General features: G+C 80.3%; 1 protein-coding gene. It reads right to left on the minus strand.

The features are described 5' to 3' along the window. Positions 1 to 200 (minus strand): carboxyltransferase domain-containing protein (locus E0702_RS18515; protein ID WP_240721830.1); only part of this gene is annotated, 200 nt, incomplete at its 3' end. Between the last annotated feature and the right edge of the window lie 28 nt (positions 201 to 228).

The raw sequence follows: 228 nt of genomic DNA on the forward strand, positions 1-228 counted from the left end.
GTGCTCACGCGCTCGACCGCCTGGGCGGGGGACATGCCCGCCGCCTCCGCCGCGCCCCCGAGCTGCGGGGCGAGCGCGCCGCCGAACACGCACGGGATACGCCAAAGCCGCCGCCCGGCGGGGAACGGGGCCGCGTACCAGTCGCGAGCCGCGCGCAGATCGGCCAGCCGCGCTTCCAGCGGCTCGCGGTCGCTCTCCACCGGGTCGCACCCGCTGCGCCCGGCGGCC

Origin of the sequence: Halomonas marinisediminis, from assembly GCF_004347715.1 — a bacterium.
In the GTDB taxonomy this organism is placed as follows: domain Bacteria; phylum Pseudomonadota; class Gammaproteobacteria; order Pseudomonadales; family Halomonadaceae; genus Halomonas; species Halomonas icarae.